Here is a 19,659-nt window from a genome sequence, read left to right as displayed (position 1 = left end):
CTGCCTACGCTCGGACGTATGAACCGTCCGATGCAGCCACTCCAAACGCTGGTCGCTCACGCCGCGTGGGCCAACCGACAGCTCTTCGCCGCCCTGCGAGACGTCGATGCTTTCGCGCCGCAGAAGGGCGCAGACCTGATCTTGCGGGTCCTCGACCACATCCACGTCGTCAGCCGCATCTTCCAGGCCCACCTCCAGGGGGTCTCGCACGGCTACGAGTCCACACAGAGCGCTGTCCTCCCTGGGCTCGAGGAGCTCGATCGCGGATCCGAGACCATCGACCGCTGGTATGTGGAGTTCGCGGCGTCGCTCGGACCGGAGGAGCTCGCACGACCTCGCGACGTGCGCTTCACCGACGGGAAGGTCGTGCCGATGACCGCCGCCACGATGATCCTCCACGTGGTCACCCACACGACCCATCACCGCGGAAACGTGGACGCCATCATGGTCCAGTGCGGGATGCCGCGCCGGAGGGACGGGTTCCCCGAGTTCCTCGTCAGTCGAGCGTCCGCCACGTGATCGAGCTCAGCCCCTGCGTCGGCGTCATGCCGAACTGCTCCCGGAACACGCGGCTCAGGTGGGCGCTGTCCGCGAACCCGGCGGCGGCCGCGGCGGCGCTCAGGCTCGCTCCCCCCTCCACCGCGGCGATGGCGCGGCGCAGGCGCTTCCACCGCAGATACGCGCGCATCGGGAGCCCGACGTCGCGCGCGAATGCGTGACGCATCTGCCGCGGCGAGAGCCCGGCCTCGTGCGAGAGGCGCGCGAGATCGACCGAGTCGGAGCCATCGAGGTAAGCGCACATCCGGCGGGCCGCCGGGTGTCGCGGCTCCGGCGGCTGACGCAGGTCGACGGCGGAGAGGATCGAGGCCATGAGGGCGCGCGCCATCTCCGGCGTGGGATCGCGAGGGACGCACACGTCGAGCGTGTCGCGGCCCCACGTCTCGCACCGGGGCTCGGCGTCACGAGAGAGCGCTCGGCTCGCCAGGTCGTCCCCGTCGAGGAACAGGAGCGCAGCGTGCGCAGACGCGCCGTGTCGATGGGGCAGGCGCGGGGGAATGACGGCGGCGCCGGTGTGAATGCGTCCGTCGGCGCCGTCCTCGATGCACAGCCCCTGTGGCGCGACGACGACCTGGGCCGCGTGATGCGCGTGACGCTCCGTGGCGACGAGGGGGCCCACGTAGAGCATGCGCGTCTCCGAAACGAACACCGTACCGCTCAACCTCGCCGGCGTGCTCAACGGTGGCTGGCTCCGTCGGGGGATGTCGACATGCGCTGGTCCATCCGCTCCCCATCCTAGCTCAGGCGCCCTGGGGCGAGGAGCGTCGAGGGCGGCCGCGAAGCGGACATCAAGGCGCGGCGCGGGCGGAGCCCCGAGGAAACAAGGCCCAACAAGGCCAGGTGAGGAGCCGAGCGTCCGCCGCGGGAATCGGTTTGATCTCAAACAATGAGCGCGCTAAGAATCCGGTCATGAGCCTGTCCTTCTCTGGACCCAAGGGGTGGATCGAGCAGCGCTGGATCGTGTACGCGCTCATGCGGGACAGCATCCAGCACCACCTCGAAGACGGGTGTCCGAGCGCGGAGTTCGCGGCGGTCCACGGCGCGGCCGGGGCGCTGGGCGGGCAGCGCGTGGTGCTCCCGGCGCAAAAGCTCCACGACGAGCTCCGGCGGGCGCGGGCCGCGCTCGCGGGCCGCCCGCTCGACGCGCTGGCGATCAGCGGCCGGACGCGCGCGGTCCTCAGCCTGCGCTGGCCGCCGCCGGAGCGCGAGACGATGCTCGTCAAGGACTGGGGCGACTCGGTGCCGCTGCTCGGTACGCCGCCCGGCGACAGCCTCGACGACGTCTTCGGCCACCTGCTCGACGGCCTCTTGCGCATCACGGAGGGAGCCTCCGCGTCGGATCACGTCGAGGTCATGGACCTGTAAGCGCAGGCTCACCGGATCCGGAGGTCGATCGTCATGTCCTTTCCGCCGCGCTGGACGGCGATCGCGAGGTTGTCCGCCGAGCGCAACCGGGCGTAGGCCTGGAGGGCGCTCTGCGGGTCCGTCAGATCGAAGCCGTTGATCGACCGCAGGGTGTCCCCCTTGCGCAGGCCGACCGCGGTCAAGAGCGAGCCGGCCCCGACGCGCGCGAGGCGGACGCCGATCACCCGCTCTCCCTCGCGGGCGGGGACGATCCGCGCAGAGCGCATGAGCTCGCCTTGCTTCTCCAGGACGAGATCGATCGCCGTCCGGTCGACGATGAACTCGGTGTCGCTCACCTTCCGGATCTTCGACGCGATCTCCGGCGGGAGCGCGCCGCGCTTCGGCGGCTTCGGCGCGGCGCGGGGCGCAGGCGGCGCCGGCGCGCGCCGGTTGTCGCCGATGCGGACCTGGCAGCGCGCCCCCGGCTCGGCCAGCCACACGCGATCCCAGCCGATCGCGAGGACCGAGCGGCCCTCGACCGCATCGCCCGCCCGGCGGAGGAGCGGCTCCCCTCGCCCCACCGCGATCGTGGCGAACGACCAGGTGGGATCCTCCGAGGCGGCGATGAGCAGCACGCGCGCGTCCTCGCAGGTCGGATCCAGGAGCGGATCGCCGAATGCCGCGGGGTCCTCGTCCGCCTCCTCGCGCGCGGGCCTCGGCGTGAGGGGCCCAGTCCTCGAGTCGAACGGGTTCCGCGCGAGGATCGCCGCCGCGCTGGTCGCGTGATCGCTGGGCGCAAGGACGGGCGGCGGCGGCAGCGGCTCCGACCGCGCCGCCGGCAGCCCGGAGAGCCACGCTTCCTCGACGAGGTGCGAGATCCCGGAGGCCTGCTGGTATGCGGCCGTCATGATCATCCCGCCGAGGAGCGCCGGGAAAGCTCGCTTGATGAGGACTTCCGGGATCAACGTCGTCTTCCAGATCGAGTGTCCGCGCGAGCGCCGGCGCCCGCCGCGATCCGAGCGCGGACGCGGATGGAGCGCGGGCGCCCGCGCGGGTGTTCCTTGCACGCCTTGCGCGCCGCGACCCTCGCGCGAGCGCAGCCTGCCCGTGGTGGAGCAGCATCCGTGCCCACGTGGCTTGGGAGTTGCTGCCCGCCGGCGCATGACGACAAGGACTCGCTCCGCACCGCTCCCCCGCCCCATCGCGCTCCTCGCCGCGATCGGCGCGATCGCCGCGATCGCCGCACCTCTGGCCGCGGGATGCGCGCCGGACCCACAGAACGCGCCCTGTTCCAGGGATGCCGAGTGCCGGCGCCGCGACGAGGATCTCCGGTACTGCATCAGCGCGACATGCGTGGAGTGCCTCTCCAGCGCGATCTGCGGCGCAGGGAACGAGTGCGCCGACGGGCGCTGCGTGCTCCGGTGCCGGGACGCGCGCGACTGCCGATCCGACCAGCTCTGCCGCGACGGCACGTGCGAGGACCGGTGACGTGCGACATCGTGTCGCATCTGAGACAATGGATCGCATGAACGCGCGCAGCCGAGAGGGGCGGACCACCATGGGGCTGACGCTCCAGCTGTGGCTCATGCTCCTCGTGCCGATCGTCCTGGCCGTCGCGCTCTACGGGGCGGTCATCCACACGACGCGGCACCAGTTCCTCCGCAGCCAGGCGGCCGCCGAGCTGCGCCACCACGCGAGCCTCGTCGAGGCGGCGATCGGCGGCGCCGTCGAGCGGGGCCAGGTCGAGCTGCTCAAGCACCGCATCGAGCGGCTCGCGCAGGCCGACCGCATCCTCGGGATCGCGGCGTTCGACGCGGCCGGGGGCCCGATCCTCGTCACCGATCCGATCGCCGGCGAGGCGGCGGAGCTCGCGGCGCTGGCGCGGAGGGCGCTCGCGACGGGCGCCGAGATCGAGGAGGAGCGCACGCTCGGCGGGGCGCCGGCGCTCGTGCGCACCGTCACGTTCTCGCAGCGCGGGCTGTCCGTGGTCGCCGTGGTCGTCCGGGAGCTCCGCTACCTGGACGCGTTCGCGCGCAGCTCGAACCGCGGGCTGGCGCTCGCCGGGGCCGCGCTCCTCGCCGCGACGGCGCTGATCGCCGCGTTCGCGAGCCGGGCGACGGTCGGGCGGCCGGCCGGCGCGATCGTGGCGGGCGTCGAGCGGGTGGCGCGCGGCGAGCTCGGGGTGACGGTGCCCGAGGCGGGCGCCGAGGAGCTCCGGCGGCTCGCGCGGGCGTTCAACGCGATGACCGCCTCGCTCGCCGAGGCGCGCGCCCACCTGGAGCAGGAGCAGGCCGCCCGGGCCGCCGTCGAGCGCAAGCTCCAGCAGGCGCACGCGCTGTCGGCCGTCGGGCAGGTGGTCGCCTCGATCGGCCACGAGATCGGCTCGCCCCTCAACGTCATCCTGGCGCGCGCGCGCCGCCTCGCCGACCAGCCCGGCTGGCCCGACGCCGCCCGCGGCGAGCTGGAGACGATCGCCACGCAGTCCGAGCGCATCTCCCGCGTGGTGGCGCGGCTGCTCTCCATCGCCCGGCCGCCGCGGACCCTCGGCCGCGGCAGCGACGTGGCCCAGGTCGCGCGCGAGGTGCTCGCCTTCCTCGGGCCGGAGTGCCGGCAGCGCGGGATCACGACGCGGATCGACCACGACGAGGCGCCGCTCCACGTGGCGCTCGACGCGGATCACCTGTTCCAGGTGCTGTTCAACCTGTGCCTGAACGCGGCGCAGGCGCAGCCGAACGGCGGCGAGATCGCGGTCCGCCTCGCGCAGGCCGACGCCCGCAAGGCGTCGTTCGAGGTCGAGGACCGCGGCCCGGGCGTCCCGCCGGGCGTCGCCGCGCGCATCTTCGAGGCGTTCTTCACGTCGCGGGGCGACGGCGGCGGCACCGGGCTCGGCCTGGCGATCGTCGAGGGGATCGTGCGCGACGCGGGCGGCTCGGTCGAGCTCGTCCGCACCGGCCGCGGCGGCGCCTGCTTCCGCGTCACCCTGCCGCGCGGCGCCGCCGCGCCGCTCGCCGCGCGCGGCGTGGGCGTGGAGGCCCGCGCGTGAGCCCGCGCGCGAGGGTGCTCGTCGTCGACGACGAGCTCGAGATGGTGAAGCTCGTGGCCGACATCGCCCGCGACATGGGCCACGAGCCGACGACGCTGACGGCGCCGCTGCTCGCGCTGCCGCTCCTCGAGGAGCGGGAGTTCGATCTCGTCGTGACCGACGTGCGCATGCCCGAGATGGACGGGATCGAGCTCATCGAGCAGATCGCGCGCTTCGATCCGCGGGCGGCGATCATCGCCATGACGGCGTTCGGCTCGATCGACACCGCGGTCCGCGCCATGCGCGCCGGCGCGTTCGACTACCTGCCGAAGCCGTTCCAGCCGGCGGACATGGCGCTCCGGATGGAGCGGGCGCTCGGGCAGCGCGCGATGACGGTCGAGCTGACCGAGCTGCGCTCGGAGGTGGCGCACCGGTTCTCGATCGCGGGCATGATCGGCCGCAGCCGGGCGATCGAGGAGGTGATCGCGCTCGTGCGGCGCGTGGCGGACAACCCGGCGACGGTGCTCGTGAGCGGCCCGAGCGGGAGCGGCAAGGAGCTCGTGGCGCGCGCGCTCCACGGCGAGAGCCGGCGCCGCGGGCGGAAGTTCGTGGCGGTCAACTGCGCGGCGATCCCCGAGGCGCTCATCGAGGCGGAGCTCTTCGGGGTGCGCAAGGGCGCGTACACGGACGCGCGCAGCGATCGGCCCGGGATGTTCCAGGAGGCCGACGGCGGGACGCTCTTCCTCGACGAGGTGAGCGAGCTCGCGCTGCCGCTCCAGGCGAAGCTCCTGCGCGCGCTCCAGGAGCGGGAGGTCCGCCCGGTCGGCTCGGTGTCGTCGGAGCCGGTCGACGTGCGCGTCATCGCGGCGACGAACCGCGACCTGCGCGCGGCGGTCGCGGAGCGCGCCTTCCGCGAGGATCTCTTCTACCGGCTCGCGGTGATCGAGATCGCGATCCCGCCGCTCAAGCACCGGACGGACGACATCGTGCCGCTGGCCGAGCATTTCCTGGCGCGCGCGGCCGCGAACGCGGGCAAGCCGATCGCGGGGTTCTCGGGCGCGGCGCTGAAGCGCCTGCTCGCGTACGACTGGCCCGGCAACGTCCGCGAGCTGGAGAACGCGATCGAGCGGGCGGCGGCGCTCTGCGACGGCGGGCGGATCTCCCCGGACGACCTCCCGGAGTGCGTGCGCTCCCGGCGAGGCGCGCCGGATTTCCTCGAGGCCGCGGCGGATCGGCTGATGACGCTCGACGAGCTCCAGCGCGAGTACGCGCAGATCGTCCTCCGGCGCGCGGGCGGCAAGAAGCAGCGGGCGGCGGCGCTGCTCGGCGTCGACCGGCGGACGCTGCAGCGCTGGTTCGGCGGGGGGAGCGACGGCGAGGAGGGGGCGTGAGGGTTGGTTCCACCCGCCAGGAGCCCGGCGCGGCGCGCCCGTGCCGCCGCGCGTCGACCCGACGCGGGGACCCTGCTGGCCCGTCGCGGAGCCCTGTAACCTCCGGGCGAGGTCTCTGTACGTACGGGCCGAGAGATGCACGACGTCAAAGAGACCGAGGGAACAACCCATGAGTTCAAGCTGGTCAGCCTCATCCGCGGCATCGACACGGTAGAGATCGAGAAATGGCTGGTCTCGCCGGGCGACGAGGTGGCCAAGGACCAGCCCCTCGTCGAGGTGGTGACGGACCTCATCGGTCTGGCGTTCGGCCCAACGCACATCGGCGCGACGCTCCTCGCGCCGCGGGCGGGGAAGATCCTCCTGACGCGCGGGCAGGAGGGTGAGACCGTCTCGCTCCCCTCCGTGCTGGTCGCCTACGCGGTCGATCGCGGCGAGCCCGCGGCCATCGACGACCGATCGACCGCCGACCCGATCGCCGCGATGGTGCGCAGCCTCGCCGAGCTCACCAGGAGGAGGGACGAGGCCGCCGTCGCGGAGCGCAAGAACGAGCACATCATCGGGGTCTGCCTGAGCGACCACGATCAGAAGAGGGACGAGCTGCTCCGCCGCTTCGGCAAAGCGGCGCTGGAGCCGCTCCTCAAGCTGCTCACCGAGGAGCCCCTCGGGCACGTCCGCTTCGAGGCGGCCACGCTGGTCCGGGAGCTGCGCAGCCACGCGGCCATCCCGGAGCTCGTGCGGGCGCTCGCGGACGCGCGCGACGACGTGCGCGCCACGGCCAGGGACACGCTCGGCGGCTTCGATCCGCGGCACGTGCGCGCGGCCCTGCTCCGGGCGCTGGCGGACGGCAGCGCGGCGGTGCGGTGCGCCGCCGTCGCGGAGCTGGCGCGGCTGGGCGACGCGTCGATCGTCCACGAGATCGAGCGCCGGCTCGACGACGAGGACGCGGCCGTGCGCCACGCCGCGGCCCTCGGGCTCGTCGAGTTTCACCCGGAGCGCGCGGGCGACGCGCTCTCGCGCCTGCAACGCGACCCGGACGAGGCCCACCGGAGCGATGCGGTCGCGCTCGTCGCGAGGCTCGCCGCCGGGCCGGACGCGCTCGAGCGCCTCGCGCCCTGGGCCGGCGACCCCTCGCCCGCGGTGCGCGGCCAGGTCTACGCCGCGCTGGCCGGCCACCTGCAAAGCGAGCGAGGCGAGGCGCTGCTGAAGCCGCTCCTCCGCCACACGGACGCGGGCATCCGCATGGACGCCGCGACGGCGCTCGCGTCGATCGGCAGCCCGCTGGCCTCGCAGGCGCTGGTCGATCTGTCGCGAGATCCTTCGCCCGGCGTGCGCCGGCAGGCCCTGTCCGCGCTGTCCTGGTTGCTCTACCCGCATCAGGTGCACGCGGCGCACCTCGCGAGCGCCTTGCGCGATCCCGACCCCGGCGTGCGCCTCATCGCCGCCTCTGCGCTCGCTCCGCTGCGCAACCCGAAGGTCGCGGCGCACCTCGCGAGCGCCCTGCGCGACCCGGATGTCCGCGTGCGGATCGCGGCCGTCGACGGGCTCGCAGGTCTCATGGTCTCCCGGCGCACGCCGCTCCTCCCGACGCTCGCCGCCGCGCTCGGCGACGAGATCTCGTGGGAGCAGCAAGGGCGCATGTCCCCCCTGCGCTCGATGAGCGGCCACGTGCTCGACGCCATCGGCCGGGTGCTCGCCGCCGCCGCGGGAGACGGCGCTGCCGGGAGCACGTCGCCGCGGTCGGACGAGACCCGCGCCCTCCTGCGCGGCGCCCTGGTCCGCGCGCTCACGCAGACGCCCTCGGCCCCCGTCGAGATCGCCGCGGGGGTCGCCCGCCTGCTCGCCGATCCGGCGCTCGCCCCTGCGCTCGCCCTCGCGCTCTCGCGCAACGCGCCCTTCCCCGGTCGCAGCCAGCCTCTCTGCGCCGCGCTCGACGCCATCGGCGACGCCGCCGTCGCGCCGCTCGCCGACGCGCTCGCCGGCGCCGATCCGGAGGCGCGCCAGGCGGCCGCGGAGGCGCTGGAGCGGTACGCCGCCGGCGAGGCCGTGGACGCCCTGCTCGCCGCGCTCGGCGACCCTGCGCCCGCGGTCCGGGCGAGCGCGGCGGCCGCCCTCGCCGCGCACGGCGGCGGCAGGGCCGTCGAGCCGCTGATCCGCGCGCTGGGCGACCCGGAGCACGCCGTGTGCTGCAAGGCCGCGCTGGCGCTCGGGAAGCTCGGGGACGGCCGCGCCGTGCGGCCCCTCGTCGACCTCGTCGAGGGGCTCCTCCAGCGCCGCGTCGAGCGCCTGGAGGACCCGGAGTACAACAAGCTGATGAGCGGCGTCCGCGCGCTCGCGTACCTGCGCGATCCGAGCACGCTCGAGCTCATCGCGCGCTCGCTCAGCCACGCCGATTTCCGCGTCCGCCGTGACGGCGCCCGATCGCTCGGGTACTTCGGCGGGCCGGTCGCCCGGGAGCTGCTCCGGTTCGCGCTTCAGGACGGGTCGCCCGAGGTACGGCGCTTCGCGCGGGACGCGCTGGCGTCCATGAGCGGCTGACGAGACATACAACGCTTCGACGCCGAGGGAGGTGAGGAGCGGAGCGGTCGTACGCGCCGGCGGGCGCCGGGGTGGTCAGGAGGGGCGGTGGCCCTGAGCGCCGAGGAGGCTCCGGGTGAGCGGCCCCCCGTCGACGAGGAGCTCGTGCAGCGCCTCCTTGAGGTCCTCCTCGGCGACCGCGGCGCCGCGCCCCGCGTCGGCCGCGAACAGCGCCGCCCGCCTGAGGAGCTCGCGGATGAACGCCGCGCTCACCCCCTCGGTCCGCGCGATGAGCGGCGCGAGGTCGTCGCCCCGGAGCGAGAGGCCGCGCCCGTAGAGCGCGAGCAGCCGCCGCCGGCAGTCGGCGTCCGGCAGCGGGACCTCCACGGCGAGATCGATCCGCCCCGGCCGCGCCGCCAGCGCCGGCTCCAGGGCCTGCGGGCGGTTGGTGGTCAAGAGGAAGATCACGTCGGTGTCCTCCGCGAGGCCGTCCATCTGGTTCAGGAGATCGAAGAGCAGCGGGGAGCGGCAGCTCGAGTCCGTGGTCTCGCGGTCCTGGGCGATGATGTCGACGTCCTCGAGCACCACGAGCGAGGGCTGGAGCGACCGCGCCATCGCGCAGGCCTCCTTGAGGAGCTTCACCCCGAGCCCGGTGAGGAGCAGGGTGGTGCGCTCCTGCATCTGGCTCGCCAAGTACATCGCGGTCAGGGTCTTGCCGGTGCCCGGGGGCCCGTAGAGGAGCAGCCCGCGCTTCAGGTGTCGTCCCGAGGCGAGCAGGGAACCTCTGTGCCGGGAGAAGCCGATGGTCGACCGCTCGAGGCGCGCGAGCAGCGCCTCGGGCAGGATGAGCGATTCGCGCGCGATCCGCGGGAGGCTCTGGAGCTCGATCTTGGTCGCGGCCGGGAAGACGTCCGTGGCCTCGCTCAGGGTGACCACGCGGCTGCGGTAGACGTTGAGGCGGCGCATCAAGACGCGGAGCTCGGCGAGGAGGCGCTGGGCGCGCTCGTTGTCCCTCGCCATCACCTCGACGGTGAGCTGCTGGCGCCGGAACCCGGCGTCGTTCGGGCCGCGCACCAGCAGCGCGAAGCGCTCGTTCCCGTGGCCGAGGAGGTAGATGCCGCCGGCGACGCAGGCGATGACGCGCTCCTCGTCGAGGCGGACGTTGCGGTACTGCACGGGCCCCAGCGAGGGCGGCGCGCCGCCGACCCCGGGTATCGCCGGGGGCGGCGAGACGAGATCGGGGAGGCTCACCCCGCGGAACATGTCGCCGCCGGAGACGCCGAGCAGCTCGGAGGTGAACCCGCCGTCACGGAGGTGGGTCTCGATGGCGAGCTGGAAGTTCGGGTGGTCCGAGGGCGGGAACTCCTCGGCGACGACCGGGAGCGCGCGGGGGTCGGCGCCGAAGTGCCCGCGGAGGCGGCCGAGGAAGAACGGCTCCTGCGCGGCCTGGGCGGCCGCCATCGCGCCCATCAGATCCGTGAGAGAGGGGGTTGGGTTTTGGGGCTTGTCGTTGTCCATGATCTCGCCTCCAGCGTGGGTGGACGATATCACACGATTCGGTGAGCTCGCTGGAGCTGTCGGTTTTGTCGGCGGAGCCGGGGATTGTACTTTGGACGTTACGACCGCCGCCGATCGTTCGGAAAGTTCTCGGAAGATTGGAATCGCAATGGGATACGCCGGGGAATCGCGCACGCGCACGCGCACGCGCACGAAGGACGAGCACGGAAGACGGAAGACGGAAGACGGGGACGAGAGGCGACGCACGGTGGTTCAGTCGCGGCTAGAGCGCCGATCAGCTTGAAACGCCCGAGAATGAAGAGATTGGAACCACAGAGGGCACAGAGGGATGAAGAGAAGATTCTGAGCTCTCTCTTCTTTCTTCCTCTGTGTCCTCTGTGCCCTCTGTGGTTCATTTTCTCGGGGTTTCAACCCGTTCGGTGTCCTAGACGCTCATCGGTTGGCTCAATCACATCTCATGAAGAATGGCGTCATCGGAGATCACAGCTCGGGGGACGAAACCCACGAGGCTCCAGGAGGAGCGCTGAGACCCTGGCGCGGCTCATAAGGGATGATGAGACCCAGGACGGTTGATGGATGTCAGGCCTCAACGGGGCAAAGGCGCCCTGCTCCGGGTCGACGGATCGTCCTTCGCTGCGTGGTCCGCCCCTCCGGAGAGGCGGATCTCCTGGACGGGGTCGAAGCGGGCCTCGTGGCCGGCGGCGATGCGCCGGCGCGACACAGGATGGGCGTGCGAGGCGCGCCACGATCCCGGGCGACCCCGGGGTCGCGGAGCGAGCGGGCCCGGCGGCCGGAGAGCGCGCCGGGTTTGCATCGGGCGCGAAACCGGATCAATCGGGGACATGGAATCAACTGCGACGCAGCGCCCGCAGGAGCTCCGCCAGCCGAGGCAGCTGAGCCTGAGCACGCTCCTCGCGGCCGCGACCTGTCTCCTCACGGGCACGGCGATCGCCGTCGTCGCCGCGCTCATGGTCGCCTCGACGACCATGCAGCAGGCCACCCGGATCCTCGGCGACGCGAGCGAGAGCGTCCGCCTGGCGGACCGGCTGCAGGTGGACCTCTTCCTCGACGCGCACCAGATCAGCCGCAGGGCCGGGCTGGGCAGGCTCGGGGCGATCGCCGACGACCGTGCGTGGGAGCGCGAGCTGAGGGAGGGCCTCGCGGAGGCGCACCGCTACGTGAGCAGCCCGGAAGAGGGCAGCGTCCTCGAGGACGCGCAGCGGCGCGTCGACGCGTACCTCGCCCGGCGCCGCGCCACCGACGCCGGCAGCCCGCCCCCCTCGCCGGCCGCCCTGGCGTCCGCCGTGGACGCGGTCGATTTCGACGATGCCTTCCGGGCCCTCGATCACCTGGTCGAGATCAACCTCGAGCAGGCCAGCGCGTCGAAGGCGCTCGTCGCGCGCCTCGGCCAGCGCGCGACCTCCGCCGGCGTCGCGGCCGTCATCTTCTTCATGGCCGGCGCGTCCCTGGTCCTCCTCAGCGCGCGGCGGCTCGTCTACGGCCCCGTCGTCGCGATCCAGGAGGCCATCGGCCGCTACGGCGCCGGGGACCGCGCCGCGCGCGCGCCGCTCGTCGGGCCGCGCGAGCTCGGCGACATCGCGCGGGCCTTCAACAGCACGGCGGAGTCGCTCGAGCGCCAGCGACAGGCGCAGCTCGCGTTCCTCGGCGGCGTGGCGCACGATCTCAGGAACCCTCTCTCGGCGCTCCGGCTGTCCGTGAGCTTCCTCAACCTCGACGGCCCCCCGCCGGATCCGCGCGTCCATCGGACCATGGCGCTCGTCGGGCGGCAGGTCGATCGCCTCGAGCGCATGGTCGGGGATCTCGTCGACGCGTCGCAGATCGAGGCGTGCAAGCTCGACCTCGAGGTCGAGGAGCGCGACCTGCGCGAGCTCGCGCAGGAGGCGGTCGAGCTCTACCGCCCGGTCTCGCCGGAGCACCCGATCGAGCTCTCGCTCCCCGAGGCGCCGGTGCTCGTCCGCTGCGACGCGACCCGGATCGAACAGGTGCTGAACAACCTCCTCTCGAACGCGCTCAAGTACTCTCCCGCCGGCGGCCAGGTCGACGTGACGGTCCGCGGCGGCGACGGCCACGCCGAGATCGCCGTCCGCGATCGGGGGGTCGGGATCCACCCCACCGATCTGCCGCAGCTCTTCGAGCCGTTCCGGCGCCTCAAGGCGTCGGCGGGCGCGATCCCGGGGACGGGCCTCGGGCTCGCCGTGGCGAAGCGCATCGTCGAGGCGCACGGCGGCCGCGTCCTCGTCGAGAGCGAGCCCGGCGCCGGCTCGGTGTTCCGGGTCGAGCTGCCGCGCGCGTCCTGACGGGGACGCGCCGCCGCCGCCGAGGAGGGCGCGTGGACCGCCCGGGACCGCCCGGGACGGCGGCTTGACACCGCCGGTCGCGGCGGCGTGAATGCGTCGCGTGGATCCATCGCCGAGCCCGTCGTCGCGACCGAGCGCGCCGCGCGCCGATCTGCCCGGCGACCCTGCCCCGCCGCAGCTGACGGTCGCCTCCATGCTCGCGCAGCCCGCCACGGGGGTCGCCGCCGCGGCCGCCGTCTCGGTCCCGCCCCGGAGGCGCGCCGCGTGGATGCGGCCGGTCCCCTTGCTGGTCGGCAGCGCCGCCCTCCTCGGGCTCGATCTCGCCCTGGCGATCGCGCCGCGGGCCTCGGCCGCGCTGACCGCGGTGGAGACGCTGCTCGTGCCCGCGTGGGTCGCGGCCGTGGTCTCGCTGGAGCGCCTGCGCCGGGCGCTCGCCGGCGCCAGGATCCAGGCCAGGAAGCCCCGGCTCGCCCTGTTCCTGCTCGCGTTCGTCCTGCTGCTCGCGTGCCTCGGCGAGAAGTGGCTCCTCGTGCTCGGGCAGCCGGCCGGGGATCCGGGGCAGCGGGTCGTCGCGCTCTACCGCACGTACACGGCGCTCGCGTTCTTCGTGGCGCTCGGGGGTCTCCTGGGGCGCCGGCCGCTCGAGCGGCTCCTGGCCACGGCCGCGGAGCACCCGGCCCGGCTCATGGTGGTGTCGTTCGGGGTCGCCACGCTGCTCGGCAGCTTCCTGCTCACCTTGCCGCAGTCTCTCCGGGACATCGAGCACGCCTCGTTCATCGACGGCCTGTTCATGTCCGCGAGCGCGGTGTGCGTGACCGGGCTCGCCGTGCACAACGTCGCCGAGACGTACACGCCGTTCGGCCAGGCGGTCCTGCTCCTCTTGATCCAGGTCGGCGGGCTCGGGCTCATGGTGCTGTCGACGTTCTTCGCCATCGTGGCCGGCAGGAAGCTCCGGCTCCGCGACGCGGCGGTGATGGCCGAGATGATCGACGCCGAGTCGTTCGCCCAGCTCCGCCGCAACGTCGCCGCGATCGTCCTGTTCACGCTCGGCATCGAGGCGGTGGGCGCGCTCGCCTTGCTGTTCAGCTTCCTGCCCCACCACCCGATCGCCTCCGGGCCCGTCGCCGGCGAGCCCCTCTCGGGCGCCGGCGATCACCTCTGGGCGGCCGTCTTCCACGCGGTCAGCGCGTTCTGCAACGCGGGCTTCTCCCTCTTCCGGGAGGGGCTCGTCCCGCTGGTCGGCTCGCCCGCGGTGTCCTTCGTGGTGGCGGCGCTCGTGATCCTCGGGGGGCTCGGCTTCCCGGTGCACGACGAGCTCCTGCGCCGGGCGCGGCTGCGGCTCCGGGGCGAGCGCCCGCCGCGGTTGTCGCTGCACAGCCGCGTCGTGCTGATCACGACGGCGATGCTGCTCGTGGTCGGGGCTGCGGGCTTCCTGTCGCTCGAGTGGCGCCGGTCGATGGGCGGCCTGTCGTGGCCGGTGAAGGTGCTGGCGAGCTTCTTTCAGTCGGCGATGACGCGGACGGCGGGCTTCAACACGGTGGATTACGGGCTCATGGGCCCGGCGACGTGGATGTTCACGTGCATGCTGATGTTCATCGGCGGGGCGCCCGGGTCGACCGCGGGCGGGGTCAAGGTGACCACGGTCGCCGCGCTGTTCGCGACGCTGCGCGCCGAGCTGCGCGGCGACGAGGCCCCGAGCCTCCTCGGCCGGGCCCTCCCGGCGGGCACGGTGCGCCGGGCCCTCGGGGTCGCGTTCCTGATGGTGGTGCTCGTCTCGGGGTTCTTGCTCGTGATGCTCGCCCTGGAGCCGCACAACCCGATGGGGCTCGCGCTGGAGACGGTCAGCGCGTTCGCCACGGTCGGGCTGTCGGCGAACATCACGCCGTCGCTGAGCGCGCCGGGGAAGCTGGTCATCACGCTGGCGATGTTCATCGGGCGCATCGGGCCGCTGACCTTGGCCCTGGCGCTGGCGAACCAGGCGAGGGCGCGGAGCTACCGGCTGCCGGAGGAGCGCGTGGGGATCGGGTGAGCGGGGGCGGGGCGGGCGCGATCCGAGCTGAGCGCTCCCCCCTCGACATGGGAATCTCCAGCTCGGCTACCTGGATGAGCGCCGGCATCGAGATGGGATCCGGCGGGTGCGCGCCGATCAGGAGCTCGTGCAGGAGAATGTGAGTCATGATGGCGACCTCTGTCCGGCCCGGCGCATCGCCGAGGGTTCCAGAAGCGCTGAGCACGGTCTGAATTGCAGAGGCCGCGCGCAACGGTGCGCGGCCTCGCTCTCCTTCCGCATATCCACCACCGCCGACCCGCATCTCCACCACCGCCGACTCCGCCTGTTCGCGGCGTGACAGCGCCGCGACGGCGCGAGGACCCTTCCCTGATACGCTCCGCGCACGGTAGTTTTCCTTCTCCAGTCTCAAGGAGATGCGCGCCTGATGGGATCCGACTCGAACGCGTTGCTCGGGGAGTTCTTCGCCGGCTGTCCAGACCTGCTCTTCGTCGCGTCGGCCGAAGGGGCGCTGCTGCACGCGAGCGACGCGCTGCGGGAGGTGCTCGGCCCCGCGGCCTTGCAGGGCGCGACGCTCGCGGAGCTCGCTCACCCGGACGATCGCGCGGCGCTCGCGGAGGCCTGGTCGAGGCTGGTCGCTGCGGAGGTTCCCGTCTCCTTCCGCGTTCGCCTGCGCGACGGCAGCGGGGCGCACCGGCCGCTCTCCTGCAACGCGAGGCGGTCGCCGGACCGCGGCGTCGTCTTCGGGACGCTCCGGGCCACCACCGAGGTGACGGAGGAGGAGCTCAAGGCGCTCCGGACCAAGGCGCGCATGTTCGACGCCATCGTCGAGCACCTGGACGACACCGTGATCTGGGCGCTCGATCGCGATGCGGTGTGCTTCTATCACGAGGGGAAGGGGCTCGCGAAGGCCGGGCTGAAGTCCGGGCAGCTCGTCGGGGCGAACTGGTTCGAGATCTTCGCAGATGCGTCGCGCGAGGCAGGCATCGACCTTCACGCGTGGTTCGACGGGACGTCGCACCGCTATCGCGACGAGTTCTTCGGCATCTACTGGGACCTCTGGGTCATTCCGCTGCGCGACGATCGCGGTGAGCCTGGGGCGGGCGTGGTCTGCGTGTCCTTCGATATCACCGAGGCGAAGCGCGTCGAGAAGGAGCTGCGCACGCAGCTCCAGCAGATCGAGGCGCAACAGCGGGTCATCCGCGACCTCTCCACGCCGATCATCGAGGTCTGGGACGGCGTCCTCACGCTCCCGATGGTGGGGACGGTCGACAGCGTTCGCACCGCCGACGTCATGGACAGCCTGCTCTCGAAGATCGTCGAGAAGCAAGCGCACTATGCCATCCTCGATCTCACCGGCGTCGAGATCGTCGACACCAAGGTCGCGAGCCACCTCATCGAGCTCGTCACCGCGATCCGGCTGCTCGGCGCCGAGGGCATCGTCGCCGGCATCAAGCCGAACGTCGCCCAGACCATGGTGGCGCTCGGGCTCGACCTGTCGCAGCTCAACACGCAACGCAACCTCCGCGCCGCGCTCAACCACGCGATCCGGTCCATGACCCGCGCCCAGGCGCCGTCCGTCGCCGCGACCCCGGCGCCTGACCAGAAACCGGCGCCCTGAGGCCGCGCGCCCCGCCGGCTGCGCCGCCCCGTCCGCCTGCGGTCGTGGGTCACCACTCCGGCGGATCGAGGGGCGGATCGAGCGTTCCTCCGCCCGCGTGCTCGATCTTGTCTGCCACCATCCTGGCGATGAAGCTCGCGGCGTCTCGAATCGCGTGCACCCAATCGACCTGCTTCAAGCGCACGCTGTCATCGTGCTTGAACCCGAGCACGTCGACGGCGACGGACCACGTGATGCCATCGGGATCGGGGCGCACGTCGCTGATCCGGAGGGTGATGGTCCGGGGCGAGCTTCCATCTGCTGGCGTAAATTTTGAAACAAGCTCAAGCACCGATGCCCCCAGCAGCCTCGACCACATCCTTTGAGATAGAATCAACATTCATGATTGCACCTCATGCAACAGACTCGATTTTGTCCGTTTGACACGACCCGCGTGACATCGTTCACGAGTCTTGCTTTTTTTTGCGGCGTTCCCTAAAAACGAAGACTCGTGACCGTCGCAGATCACACGGCGGAAGCCGGCGCCGCGCAGCAAGTGGGCCTCACGGGGTTGCAGAAGGAGTCCCGAACCCGAGGTCGTCATCGCCGAGCCATGTCAACCTGGCGCCAGGTGGGGCCAGAGTCGGCAAGATTTGCGGCACAATCCAGCAACCCGCGAGGAATGCCTGGAGCTCGTCGACGCCATGGAAGTGGCGCGAGTACGGTTCATCGAACCCCTCGATCTCAACCAGCACCCGGAAGTCTCCGCCCGAAACGGGATCGCGCTCTGGCAACCCGATACGAACGATGATGTCGCGAACATCGCTCGATCCGGTCAGGGTCATTTGAAGCGTACGCACCAGCGTTCTGGGAGGCGTATGCATGCTCATCGATTAGCCCTTGTACTTCTTGATGCATTCATCATAGGGATTGTCGCACGCCTCCCAACATCGCCGACGAGACACTTTGTCTTCTTCAGGCAGCTCACGACATTCCGCTTTCACAAAATGAACGCACGCGCCGACACCTCCGTCCGTGCCCCATGCCTCCCCCTGCCTCCGGATGGTTCTCCCGATCCAAAGGCGGCGTCAACGGTGATCCAGGCCGCAATTATGTCCTCGGTATCATCACGCCTGCGGCTCCAGGGCAGCGGAGCCGTACGATGTTTCCGACACCGCGCTCACGGGAATCGCCCCGGGCTCGTTCGGCTCCGTGGAACCTCCGCGCGAGGCGTCAGGGCGGAGCGGGCGCCGCTGATCGCGAGCGATGCCGGCCAGGCAGCGCCGTTCGGGGTATCTCGGGCAGACCGATCACGCTACGGTTCAACCACCGACACCCCATGACATCCCCGTTCGTGCGGCCAGCCATCGAGTCCGATCTCCCTCGCCTCCCCGAGATCGAGCGCTCCGCCAGCGAGGCGTTCCGGGGGACGGACCTCAACCTCGATGCCCTCTCCAGCGTGACGCCGGCCGACGGCTGGCAAGATGCCCTCCGGGCAGGGACGCTCTGGGTCGTCGACGACGGCGCCGGCGCGCCCGTCGCGTTCCTGGGCGCCGACGCGATCGGCGACGAGCTTCACATCCGCGAGTTCGACGTGGCGCTCGAACGCCAGGGCCAGGGGCTCGGTCGGCGCCTGCTCGGCCATGTCATCGCGTGGGCGCGGAGCGCGGAGCTCCAGGCGATCACCTTGACCACGTTCCGGACCGTCCCCTGGAATGGGCCGTTCTACGCCGCCATGGGCTTTCGCGAGCTGTCGCCGGCCGAGACGCCGCCGCGGCTCGCGGCCATCCTGGAGAACGAGGCGCGTCTAGGCCTCGACCCGGCGCAGCGCTGCGCGATGCGGCTCGACCTGCGCGCGACATGATGGCGCGCGGAGATCACTCCTCCGACAGATACGCGACCATGAAGCACATCTCCTGATTCGTCCCTTCCCCCCAGGGCACGTCCTGCGGCGGGAGCTGGAACTGCCCCTCGCTGTCGGCCGCGTTGTCCCAGGTGCACTCGGCCACGAACCGATCTCCCGTCCCCCAGCGCAGCGGCTCGTCGAACATGTAGAGCGCCTGGTGGTGGAACTCGAACTCGCCGCGCGCCGCGCACTCCTCCTCGCCGCCGTCGCGCTCGACCCAGGCCCGGTACGAGCGGCCGAGCAGGTGCATGTGCGGCAACAGGCCGTAGACGAGCCGCGGCGGGCCCTCGTTCGGCGTGCTGCTCCGCTCGGTGTGCCCCTCGACGCCGGCGGGGATCGTGAAGGGCACCGGGCCGAAGACATCCATGTAGACCTCGGCGCGGGGCCGCTCGCGCGAGAGCTCCAGGCGGTATCCCGATCGATCGCGGGCGCTCGTGCCCCGGCGCCCGAAATAATGCATCTGCAAGACGAGCTGCTCGCCCGGCTCGACGCGGACCCCGGCGCCCTCCGGCAGCCGCGTCACCCCGACGCCGGGCGCCCAGCTGTGGAGGAGCTGCCAGTCGAGCTCGATGACCGGATCGCGGCACGGGAAAGCCCGCGTCCCCGGCGGAACGCCGTATCCGACGCCCGCGTCGCCCGCGAGATCCCGATACACGGCCATGTGGTGCACCACCGCGGGATCGCCGACCATCGCCTCGAACGCCGTGATCCAGGCCGGCTCGGTGAAGGGGTTGTCGATGATCGCGCAGAAGTACTCGTTGCCGTCGTCGTCGAGCGTCACGTCGTGCGCCTCGGGCATCTCGAGCGTGGCGTCGGGCGCCTCGATGGTGTCCTTCGCGCGCTGCGGCGGCGGCGCGTCGGCCGGATCGCCGAGCGGCGCGCCGTCGCGCGCCCAGGCCTCGAAGCGAGCGCGCTCCTCGACGGTGAGGCTCATCCGCTCCGCGCCCTCGTAGCTGCGGCAGCTCGGGTCGAGCACCGGCGGCGGCATGGCCCCCTCGCTCACCCGGAGGGCCATGAGCTCCGCAAGCCGCTGCGCCGTCGCGGCGTCCGTCAGCGCCACCCCGCCGACGCCCGCGCCGTCGTGGCAGGAGGCGCACGAGCGCTCCACGAGCGGCTGGATGTCCCGATACCACGTCACCTTCGACCCCGACGGCGAAGGCGCCTGCTCATCGTCCCCGCAGCCCGCCACCCCCATCACCCCGAGCACGAGCACCGCCGCGCCCCGCGCTCTGCGCACGGTCTTGCACCACGTCATCGCACACCTCCGCTCTGCACGGCCGAACCAGGAACCGCGGCTCTCCGGCAGCTCCTCTCAATCGGTCGTTTCAAACAAACGTTTAAACTGCGCGCGATGACGTGTCAAGGACAGGGCCGACGACCGCGCGGAGCGCGCAGCTTTCCGACGGAGCGGAGGGGTGCACGGGTACGGACCAGCCGGCAGCCCGCCGGGTGCGGCGCGGCCTCAGCGCCGGCCGGCAGC

16 protein-coding genes are annotated in these 19,659 nt (G+C 72.3%); 10 read left to right on the top strand and 6 right to left on the bottom strand.

Going from position 1 to position 19,659, the window contains the following annotated elements; translation table 11 throughout:
• Positions 1-30: 30 nt before the first annotated feature.
• Positions 31-519 (top strand): DinB family protein, encoded by a 489-nt coding sequence (locus WME83_RS19775; protein ID WP_437320839.1) that lies wholly within the window; start codon positions 31-33, stop codon positions 517-519.
• Here the strand turns inward: WME83_RS19775 and WME83_RS19770 are convergent.
• Complete coding sequence (locus WME83_RS19770) at positions 497-1,186, bottom strand: helix-turn-helix domain-containing protein (protein WP_437320838.1); 690 nt, start codon at positions 1,184-1,186, stop codon at positions 497-499. The genes WME83_RS19775 and WME83_RS19770 overlap by 23 nt on opposite strands.
• A gap of 281 nt (positions 1,187-1,467) precedes the next feature.
• Here WME83_RS19770 and WME83_RS19765 point away from each other — a divergent pair, with 281 nt between their 5' ends.
• The gene (locus tag WME83_RS19765) at positions 1,468-1,923 is read left to right on the top strand and encodes a hypothetical protein (protein WP_437320837.1); all 456 of its coding nucleotides are present in this window, start codon (positions 1,468-1,470) and stop codon (positions 1,921-1,923) included.
• 8 nt (positions 1,924-1,931) lie between these two features.
• Here WME83_RS19765 and gspC read toward each other — a convergent pair whose 3' ends face one another.
• Entirely contained in the window at positions 1,932-2,867 is a 936-nt protein-coding gene (gene gspC / locus WME83_RS19760; protein WP_437320836.1) for a type II secretion system protein GspC, read from the bottom strand.
• A 196-nt stretch (positions 2,868-3,063) separates the two neighbouring features.
• Between gspC and WME83_RS19755 the strand changes: the two genes are divergently transcribed.
• The 4 genes from WME83_RS19755 to WME83_RS19740 all read left to right on the top strand — a co-directional run bounded on the left by WME83_RS19755 (position 3,064) and on the right by WME83_RS19740 (position 8,850).
• Positions 3,064-3,390, top strand: a complete 327-nt coding sequence (locus tag WME83_RS19755; protein WP_437320835.1) for a hypothetical protein — start codon at positions 3,064-3,066, stop codon at positions 3,388-3,390.
• Positions 3,391-3,427: 37 nt separating this feature from the next.
• The gene (locus tag WME83_RS19750) at positions 3,428-4,945 is read left to right on the top strand and encodes a sensor histidine kinase (RefSeq protein WP_437320834.1); all 1,518 of its coding nucleotides are present in this window, start codon (positions 3,428-3,430) and stop codon (positions 4,943-4,945) included.
• Complete coding sequence (locus WME83_RS19745) at positions 4,942-6,315, top strand: sigma-54-dependent transcriptional regulator (protein WP_437320833.1); 1,374 nt, start codon at positions 4,942-4,944, stop codon at positions 6,313-6,315. The genes WME83_RS19750 and WME83_RS19745 overlap by 4 nt, the downstream gene beginning before the upstream one ends.
• A 135-nt stretch (positions 6,316-6,450) precedes the next feature.
• The gene (locus WME83_RS19740; protein WP_437320832.1) at positions 6,451-8,850 is read left to right on the top strand and encodes a HEAT repeat domain-containing protein; all 2,400 of its coding nucleotides are present in this window, start codon (positions 6,451-6,453) and stop codon (positions 8,848-8,850) included.
• Positions 8,851-8,925: 75 nt separating this feature from the next.
• On the opposite strand, the gene WME83_RS19735 is transcribed toward WME83_RS19740, so the two are convergent.
• Entirely contained in the window at positions 8,926-10,347 is a 1,422-nt protein-coding gene (locus WME83_RS19735; RefSeq protein ID WP_437320831.1) for an AAA family ATPase, read from the bottom strand.
• Between the two features lie 842 nt (positions 10,348-11,189).
• Between WME83_RS19735 and WME83_RS19730 the strand changes: the two genes are divergently transcribed.
• The 3 genes from WME83_RS19730 to WME83_RS19720 all read left to right on the top strand — a co-directional run bounded on the left by WME83_RS19730 (position 11,190) and on the right by WME83_RS19720 (position 16,294).
• Positions 11,190-12,665, top strand: a complete 1,476-nt coding sequence (locus tag WME83_RS19730) for an ATP-binding protein (protein WP_437320830.1) — start codon at positions 11,190-11,192, stop codon at positions 12,663-12,665.
• A gap of 91 nt (positions 12,666-12,756) precedes the next feature.
• Positions 12,757-14,694, top strand: a complete 1,938-nt coding sequence (locus tag WME83_RS19725; RefSeq protein ID WP_437320829.1) for a TrkH family potassium uptake protein — start codon at positions 12,757-12,759, stop codon at positions 14,692-14,694.
• Between the two features lie 406 nt (positions 14,695-15,100).
• Positions 15,101-16,294 carry a PAS domain-containing protein gene (locus tag WME83_RS19720; RefSeq protein ID WP_437320828.1) on the top strand — a complete coding sequence of 398 codons (1,194 nt, stop codon included), beginning with the start codon at positions 15,101-15,103 and terminating at the stop codon, positions 16,292-16,294.
• Between the two features lie 49 nt (positions 16,295-16,343).
• On the opposite strand, the gene WME83_RS19715 is transcribed toward WME83_RS19720, so the two are convergent.
• A complete protein-coding gene (locus WME83_RS19715; protein WP_437320827.1) occupies positions 16,344-16,673 on the bottom strand; it encodes a hypothetical protein in 330 nt (109 codons plus the stop codon).
• 163 nt (positions 16,674-16,836) lie between these two features.
• Entirely contained in the window at positions 16,837-17,163 is a 327-nt protein-coding gene (locus WME83_RS19710; RefSeq protein ID WP_437320826.1) for a DUF6968 family protein, read from the bottom strand.
• Between the two features lie 449 nt (positions 17,164-17,612).
• On the opposite strand from WME83_RS19710, the gene WME83_RS19705 reads away from it, so the two are divergent.
• Complete coding sequence (locus tag WME83_RS19705; protein WP_437320825.1) at positions 17,613-18,137, top strand: GNAT family N-acetyltransferase; 525 nt, start codon at positions 17,613-17,615, stop codon at positions 18,135-18,137.
• 13 nt (positions 18,138-18,150) lie between these two features.
• On the opposite strand, the gene WME83_RS19700 is transcribed toward WME83_RS19705, so the two are convergent.
• Positions 18,151-19,434, bottom strand: a complete 1,284-nt coding sequence (locus WME83_RS19700) for a hypothetical protein (protein ID WP_437320824.1) — start codon at positions 19,432-19,434, stop codon at positions 18,151-18,153.
• Positions 19,435-19,659 lie beyond the last annotated feature (225 nt).

Source organism: Sorangium sp. So ce385 (genome assembly GCF_051474135.1).
In the GTDB taxonomy this organism is placed as follows: Bacteria; Myxococcota_A; Polyangia; order Polyangiales; family Polyangiaceae; genus Sorangium; species Sorangium cellulosum_D.
The sequence above is the reverse complement of the archived record's forward strand: the minus strand, read 5'-3'. Positions and strand labels throughout refer to the sequence as shown.